The sequence below is a fragment of the Lentibacillus salicampi genome (assembly GCF_004565465.1).
GTDB classification, from domain to species: domain Bacteria; phylum Bacillota; class Bacilli; order Bacillales; family Amphibacillaceae; genus Lentibacillus; species Lentibacillus salicampi.
Genome location: NZ_SRHY01000039.1, coordinates 23,390 through 30,592, shown reverse-complemented (window position 1 = coordinate 30,592; position 7,203 = coordinate 23,390). Strand labels below are relative to the sequence as shown.

The 7,203-nt window shown below is 41.3% G+C and carries 10 protein-coding genes; 3 read left to right on the top strand and 7 right to left on the bottom strand.

Features of this window, described 5'->3' with window-relative positions; all coding sequences use genetic code 11:
* Window positions 1-178 precede the first annotated feature (178 nt).
* Together E4U82_RS15925 and E4U82_RS20665 are read left to right on the top strand one after the other, a co-directional pair.
* Window positions 179-946: a FixH family protein gene (locus E4U82_RS15925; RefSeq protein WP_135111174.1), complete on the top strand. Its 768-nt coding sequence runs from the start codon at window positions 179-181 to the stop codon at window positions 944-946.
* Between the two features lie 168 nt (window positions 947-1,114).
* Window positions 1,115-1,312 (top strand): YgiT-type zinc finger protein, encoded by a 198-nt coding sequence (locus E4U82_RS20665; RefSeq protein WP_135111173.1) that lies wholly within the window; start codon window positions 1,115-1,117, stop codon window positions 1,310-1,312.
* Window positions 1,313-1,411: 99 nt separating this feature from the next.
* On the opposite strand, the gene E4U82_RS15915 is transcribed toward E4U82_RS20665, so the two are convergent.
* Genes E4U82_RS15915 through E4U82_RS15895 form a run of 5 tightly spaced genes read right to left on the bottom strand, consistent with a single transcriptional unit; the run spans window position 1,412 to window position 3,834 of the window.
* A complete protein-coding gene (locus tag E4U82_RS15915) occupies window positions 1,412-1,846 on the bottom strand; it encodes an NUDIX hydrolase (protein WP_135111172.1) in 435 nt (144 codons plus the stop codon).
* Between the two features lie 45 nt (window positions 1,847-1,891).
* Complete coding sequence (locus E4U82_RS15910; RefSeq protein ID WP_135111171.1) at window positions 1,892-2,638, bottom strand: GNAT family protein; 747 nt, start codon at window positions 2,636-2,638, stop codon at window positions 1,892-1,894.
* A 47-nt stretch (window positions 2,639-2,685) separates the two neighbouring features.
* A complete protein-coding gene (locus tag E4U82_RS15905) occupies window positions 2,686-3,192 on the bottom strand; it encodes a GNAT family N-acetyltransferase (protein WP_135111170.1) in 507 nt (168 codons plus the stop codon).
* 30 nt (window positions 3,193-3,222) lie between these two features.
* Window positions 3,223-3,492, bottom strand: a complete 270-nt coding sequence (locus E4U82_RS15900) for a type II toxin-antitoxin system RelE/ParE family toxin (RefSeq protein ID WP_135111169.1) — start codon at window positions 3,490-3,492, stop codon at window positions 3,223-3,225.
* Window positions 3,493-3,834, bottom strand: coding sequence for an AbrB/MazE/SpoVT family DNA-binding domain-containing protein (locus E4U82_RS15895; RefSeq protein WP_135111168.1), 342 nt, complete (start codon window positions 3,832-3,834; stop codon window positions 3,493-3,495).
* A 274-nt stretch (window positions 3,835-4,108) separates the two neighbouring features.
* Here E4U82_RS15895 and E4U82_RS15890 point away from each other — a divergent pair, with 274 nt between their 5' ends.
* On the top strand, window positions 4,109-4,729 hold the full coding sequence (locus E4U82_RS15890) for a DUF3298 and DUF4163 domain-containing protein (RefSeq protein ID WP_135111167.1): 621 nt from the start codon (window positions 4,109-4,111) through the stop codon (window positions 4,727-4,729).
* A 316-nt stretch (window positions 4,730-5,045) separates the two neighbouring features.
* Here E4U82_RS15890 and E4U82_RS15885 read toward each other — a convergent pair whose 3' ends face one another.
* Both E4U82_RS15885 and E4U82_RS15880 read right to left on the bottom strand, forming a co-directional pair.
* Window positions 5,046-5,543 carry a hypothetical protein gene (locus tag E4U82_RS15885; RefSeq protein WP_135111166.1) on the bottom strand — a complete coding sequence of 166 codons (498 nt, stop codon included), beginning with the start codon at window positions 5,541-5,543 and terminating at the stop codon, window positions 5,046-5,048.
* A 142-nt stretch (window positions 5,544-5,685) separates the two neighbouring features.
* On the bottom strand, window positions 5,686-6,972 hold the full coding sequence (locus E4U82_RS15880) for a purine/pyrimidine permease (protein WP_135111165.1): 1,287 nt from the start codon (window positions 6,970-6,972) through the stop codon (window positions 5,686-5,688).
* Window positions 6,973-7,203 lie beyond the last annotated feature (231 nt).

Genomic DNA, 7,203 nt, shown 5'->3' with positions numbered 1-7,203 from the left:
CGAAAAAACGGGATGAAAGAAACCACGACAACCACTTTATTTCCCTTATTTTTAAAGGAATCCAAGAAAAATCCTCGTCTTTGTCCGAATCTTTGATGGATAAAAAATATAGTTTTTCACCGGTCTTTTAGAGAACCGTTTTAAAATAATTTTAACGATATAGAATGGAGGAAGCAAAATGAAAAAAAACATTTGGACCATTATGATTATCCTGGCACTGACGTTGTTAGCCGCTTGTGGTGGTAATGACAATGAAAACACAGCCAACGAGGGATCTGAGGAACCTGCCGTGCTTGAAGTTGAATTTGAGCTTCCTGAAACAGCCAATGTTGGTGAAACGATTGAACCTAAAGCAACCGTTACATACGGCGAAGAAATGGTTAAAGATGCGGAGTTTGTCAGATTTGAGTACTGGGAACAAGGACATGAAGATGACAGTACAACGGTTGACGCAACGAACAATGAGGATGGAACATACACAGCTGAAATATCCATTGACCAGGATGGTGTTTATGAAATGTATGCCCACACCCAAGCCCGGGAAATGCACACAATGCCTAAGAAAGCTGTAACGGTCGGTGAAGGCAGCAGCGATGAAACAGCCGGTGAAAATGAGGAAGATGGCGGTCATGAACATGGACATCATGCAGATGGATTCAGCATGGATTTTTCCCAGCCGAAAAATGTCCAAACAGGTCAGGAAACTGACTTGACGGTTCAATTGCAAATGGATGAAGAGCCGCTTGAAAATGCCAACGTCCAATATGAAATAACGAGTGATGATAATTCAGACTTTCATGAGTGGGTTGACGCAGACGAAAATGAAGCAGGTGAATACAGTGCCGCTTATGCATTTGATGAAGCCGGCGCCTATACGATGACGATTCATGTTAAAAACGACGACGGACTGCATGAGCATGAAGAGCATGAGGTTGAGGTTAAGTAAAAGTGCCGCTGATTGTCTCATTTGCTGAACCTTCATGTGACTGCGGGATATGTAACTGTCTGCGGCTGGCAGTGTGGTCAGATGAAAGGACAAGGAGGCAATCAGAATGAAAAAATGTTCCATCTGCAACGGCGATTTAGAGTCAAAACACGTTTCAGTTGAACGCGAATGGAATGGAAAAAAATTATTATCGAGGATGTTCCTGCAAAGATCTGTAAGCAATGTGGCGAACAATATTTTGACGGAGAAACGACACTTAGACTAGAAAAGATTAAGAAAGCTAACATCTTTCCAAATGAGCAACCGGTACAAATCCCTGCTACTATCCGGGATTTCAAGGACCTCTCTGAAATGGAAAACGGATAGCAGACACGGAGCAGTATTCTTGCCTTAATATTTCTGATCAATATCTGCCAATACAAAAATGGTGCATCTGAGTAGGTGCATCATTTTTGATGTTCGTTTCTATTTTTTATCCAGCAGCCCGAGCAGGTTTTCTGGAACAAGTCGCATATTGCCCTCTTGAAATTCGCTCAATGGGAACCATATCAGTTTAAATATCGACCCGTCGCCTTCCTTCCCCTCAAACGATTCCGTTTTGTAAAACGACTTATCAACGAACGAAGCATCATAGACCATCACGATCCCGTGACCAGCAGCGCCATTTAAGGTAAAAAGATTTTCAATCATTCCTAAATAGTTCAGGTCACAAATATCAGCATCTATTTCTTCCTTAACCTCCCGTATAACAGCATCTGAGCTTGACTCACCAAGCTCTATCCCGCCAATCGGCCTGTAGTAGTTTTCACCTTTAACAGAATCATAGCCTTCCGCAACAAGTATCGAATCATGATATCTAAATATGCAGATTGCCAGTGGCCTGATGATGCCTTTTTTCATAAGAAACCTCCATTCTTTACCGCTTGATTGCCTTTGTTTTTAGGACTACAATCGATGCTTCATCCATACATTCGGCTCTACATAAATCCCGTAATTTTTCTCATAATCTATTTCCAGTGGTACCAACCCTTCAAGTATCACATATTTTCCCGAAGCAGGGAACGCCATACCTGTCCACGTCTCCCATTGCTGAATTGTTGCCGGTATGACCATAGACTTTTCCGCAACACACATGATTTGGCCGCCTGTCTTATGATGTGTACGTAACCAGGGGTCAAATGGTTTCCCGTCTTTTCTCTTCCAGAAGGCATATTCTTTCATAGGAATCAGCGGATACTTTGGCTTTAAAGATGGCCGTACGGGTGCTATCATTTGATGAAATTGATTCTTTTTCACTAAAGACTTCATCTCTCTTACCATAATTTCGCTAAGCCCTTTTCCCTGAAAATCAGGATGAATGACGATTGCCAAAGCAGACACCTTGTTTGGAGGTATATTATTTTGATTGTCCAATATTCCCTGTTCAAATACGCCATCCCAGCCTGATGGCAAGCCATTTTCAGTACCATCCCAATGAAAAGGGATTGAATTACCACAAGCCACAGTGGCGCCTTGATCATCTAAAAGCAGATACTGATATTCCGGAAACCACGAAAGAAGCTTGTCCCAGTACTTTACAGAAATCGGGTCTTCTCTCATGAATTGAGCCCAACCAAGGCTATGCAGTTCATTAATGTCGTCGATTAATTCAGGGCGTTTTTGCAGTGTAACAACACGATATTTATCGCTCATCCAATCTCATTCCTTTTAATTGTTTCTCAGGAGTTATGTGAATTGTTCTATTCATTTACAGCGTAAACAAGAACATCCTGCCCGGAAAGCACGATTTCTTTCTCAACTTGCATTCCGATTTTCTCAGCCACTGTTTTCGAGGCAACGTTTTCAGGCTGGATTAAAGCAATCAGTCTTGACTCACCTAATACCTGCAGACCATACTTTTTAAGTGCTTCAGCAACTTCTGTGGCATATCCAAGTCCCCAGTATGGACGATTAATCCAATAACCTATTTCTGTCTCTTTATTGCCATCGACAGACTGCGGAACCAAGCCGCCATGGCCTACTGGAATGTCGTCATCTTTCCGGACAATTACATGCAGCCCAAACTCCGAACCGTTCTCATATGTATCATAAATCCAATCCACGAATTTTTTTGTACCGCTTTCATCTTTAGGCTGACCATTTCCAATGAACCGCATCATATCAGGATCATACAGCATGGAAATCAGGAATGTCTGATCATGATCTTTATAAGGCCTTAGTGATAATCTTTCTGTTGATAATTTCATCTTTTGGCCGCCTTTCATTCTTATATCATTTTACGGGTTTTTCAAAGTGGGATCATGATGACCGCAGTTACACAGAATTATTTTTTCAGGCTTTTCAATTTCAAAGGTAATTCGTAAATCCATACTGGCACTTGCTTCCCATATATCAGGATTTTGGTAACCTTTCATTTTTTTGACCCTTAGTGAGGGATGAGATAAATTTGTCTCCATTAGTTCCAATGTTTTTTTAATTTTACTTTGAGCTTGCCTATCAAATTTTTTATACTTTTTAACAAAAGGCTTTGTAAATATTAGCTTCATTTATTTATCCTCGTTCGCCCATGAAACGGCTTCATCACTATCAAGCCATTTTATAGCTTCTTCGGCATTCTTGAAGGATTTCACACGGCCAGCTTTAATATCTTCATCTGCCTCACGCTCACCTTTTTGCCATTCTTCCGTCCAAAACCACGCTTGATCTTTTTCAATGGTTATGACCGGAATTAAGACGATATGGCCATTTTCAACGGAAACTTCAAATTGTTCTCCTTCTTTTAAGTCAAGTTGTTCAACCACATCAGTAGGGATTGTTACTTGGTTTTTACCGCGTAAACGAACACTCTTCCCGGACATAGTATCCCTGCTTTCAGTCATATTTACCATGATTATATCCATCCTTCCAATAATATATTCTCAAATTCTTACTTTGTTACATTTATTTTATCATTTTTTTAACTCTCAGTCATTTTATAGCTATCCAGCGTTGTTACAAGACTTTATTCCGTGACCACGCTTTAACCACCGAGGTAAGTGTGTTTCGGTAGTAACACGAAACAACAAAAAGAGACAACTGGAATAAAAAAGCCTCGTTGTCACACAGCACAAATTCCACCCCGGACGAATACACTAGGCACAAAACCATAAGAAGGTGATTATTATGCCTATACCATTGCCTGTTCGTATTGAGCCGATTAAAATCAGTGGCGGACCGGAAAAGAATGTCGTCTATCCGAGGGTTTTCGGTATGCAGGATCAAGGAATGGAACAGTTCATAAACGAGCGGATCACTTATCAGACGCAGCAGCTTATCAATAAACAGGCTGATGAAATGCCGACTCCCCTCGTAGAAATGGATGGCTCTTTTGAAATCAAAAACAATCAGCGCAACGTTCTCAGTTTATCATTGTCCAATTATGCCTATCATTACCAAGCCGCACACGGCATGACGTATATCGAATCATTGACGTTTGATCTTAAGGAACGGAAGCAATGCAGTTTAAGTGATCTGTTTAAACCAGGGAGCCATTATACTGAGCGGCTGACTGAACTGGTTAACGAGCAAATCGAACATCGCGATATCCAGACTTTCGATGACCATGTTGATATACAGCCAGACCAGGACTTTTATATCGCTGACAAAGCGCTTGTCATTTATTTTCAGCTATACGACATAACACCATATGTTTTCGGATTTCCAATGTTTCCGATTTCCGTCTATGCCATTGCGGACATAATCTGTGAGGACGGTCCGCTCGGGCGTATGGCGGTGAATGACTGAGGGGACACAAACTGGATTATTTTTAATCGTTACCTATTTTTGAAACCCACTTCCCACTAGATAAAGCTCCCTCCCATTTATAGGGTAGAGTTTCCCGTTTTCGAATCACACGCTTCTGATTATAAGGTAAAGTCTCCTGATTCCGGAATGCTCTCCCCCGGTTTCGGGGGCTGTTTCTCTTTTGTTAAAACAAGGCTCCTTTTTGGTTTTCCATATATTACCAATTTTGCCACGAAAAAGCCGACTGATTTTTTTATAAAACCAATCGGCTATTAAGACTTTTCAATTGTTGTTCAGAAACACACCGTGACAAGTGTTAAGCATTTACTGTATTACGTACCTGTCCTGCATGTAATTTTTTCATGGCAAATCTTGCTATTGGCTGCGCAATCAGAGCTTCAACCCAAAATGCGATGAAAAAGTTACGAGGCCAGGAATAAAAAAACGTTTGAATCGGCTCTAAGCTGATTTCTCTCATCCCAATCCAGGATCCGATAATGGTCAATGTAATAGACAAGATCGTGACGCTAAATAATATATTGAATAATACTTTGGCATTAAATCCGTCCGTGGGCTTCGTAAACTTTGGTATCAGTCTGCCAACAATCGGGTTTGCAACCAGCGTGACCAATAAGATGACACAAATCCATACAAACGGAATGACTTGAAAGGTATCAAAGTAAACTTCTTTACGGAATCCAAATTCAAACCCCATAATAAGTGGTGCGATAATGTTTACTGAAATGATTGAAATGATGCCTAAGAACAATACAAATTCTTTTCCGTTTCGGGGTAATCTTGTTTCCTCATGCATATTCGTCAACTCCATTTATAATATTTCAGATGGCAGACGTATCATGAGACATATATTTTTGATCAATAAGTAAGACCAATATCTCTACACACTGATTTATCAATCATATCACATATTTTAACAGTATTTCAAAACATGGTTGTTACTTTTCATTATTTTTCCATAGCCGTTCCATTAAAATGACGAGTACAGTACCGATCAACAAACCATTACTGGCTAAGTTTTGCACAAGCGAAGGCATTCCCTCAAATACCTCCGATGGTAAAAACATCGTACCAATCCCAATTAAAAAGGAAACGCCGAGAATGGTAAGCCTGCGGGAATCCAGATGCTCACTTGCAATATTACTTAACCCCAGTCCCATTAGCTGCACAAACGTTGCCAATAGAGCTGCGTTTGCTATCGGAGCAGGAATCCCGGAAATGAAAGAAACGACCGGCGGGAAAAAGGCCAAAACTGCTAATAGAATCGCTGCATACATAAAAGGCGCTTTCCTCTTTTGACCAGTCAAATTGATAAAACCTGAAGAGGACGCTAACGGTACGTTCGCTATCGTTGAAAATGCTGCCGAAACACCATGCGTAACACCGACAAACATACTGCCCCGATTAATTTGATCGTAGCCGTAAGAGGGCTTGCCATAAACCGCTTGCGACACAGCAACGACCGAAGCTACAAGGTTCGACAACAAAATAATGGCCGTAATAAACGCGATGGGTATAACACTAAAATCAAGTTTTGGCGGTCCCCATGCAAACCATTCCGGCACGGAAAAGACAGCTGTATTCATTGGTGTGCCTGATTGCCCTGCAACGAGCATGTACGAGATCCACCCGACCCCGATACCAATCAGGACAGCATAATTACGCAACCACCCTTTTCCGAATGTACTCAGCCCTAAGACCAAAAAGAACGTACCAAAAGCAAGCAAGGCCTCATCAACACGAATAGCGCCTGCTTCCTGTTGGATCCCTAACATTCCTTCCAGAAAGGTTCCGCTTAACTGTACGGTTAGAAGGAATAAAAACGACCCTGTCACCAGCGGCGTAAATAAATGTAATAACTTTTGCGTCAATTTAAACATCCCAAATAATGCCAAAAAGGCACCAGCAAACAGCATGGTCGTCTCCAACGTACGGAGGGTTTCCCCGGAACTAACGCCTTGACTTGCTCCCGTTATGGCCATAACAGAAAAAATGCTGATCCATAATCCAGCGGGGCCTTCCATAATCGGCAGGCGATGACCGAGCCACCCTTGCAGAAAAGAGGTGACGCCAACAGCAAAAAATGTCCGTTGCATTAAACCGGACACCTCTGAAAAGTTCATATCAAACATGGAGCCAATCACAATCGGCAGTGCCACAGAACTTGCCAGCAAAAAGACAAACCATTGAACCGTTTCTAATGTTGTGTTCATATTCAATTTCATAGCCTATCTTCCTAACTTCCTGTACTTTTTTTAAAACCATGAAAAGGATGGCAGTCCATTATCATTAACCAGCTATGTTTTTTGATGCGCTGTTAAGCAATCGTCATAAACTATGTTTTTAACAGCATGATTGATGTTACTATGCTAACACCAAAAAATCAACAATCATACTCACGGATGTTTTCCAATCGCGGAGAATGAACTGGCATGAAATTGCATTCCTAAAAAAAT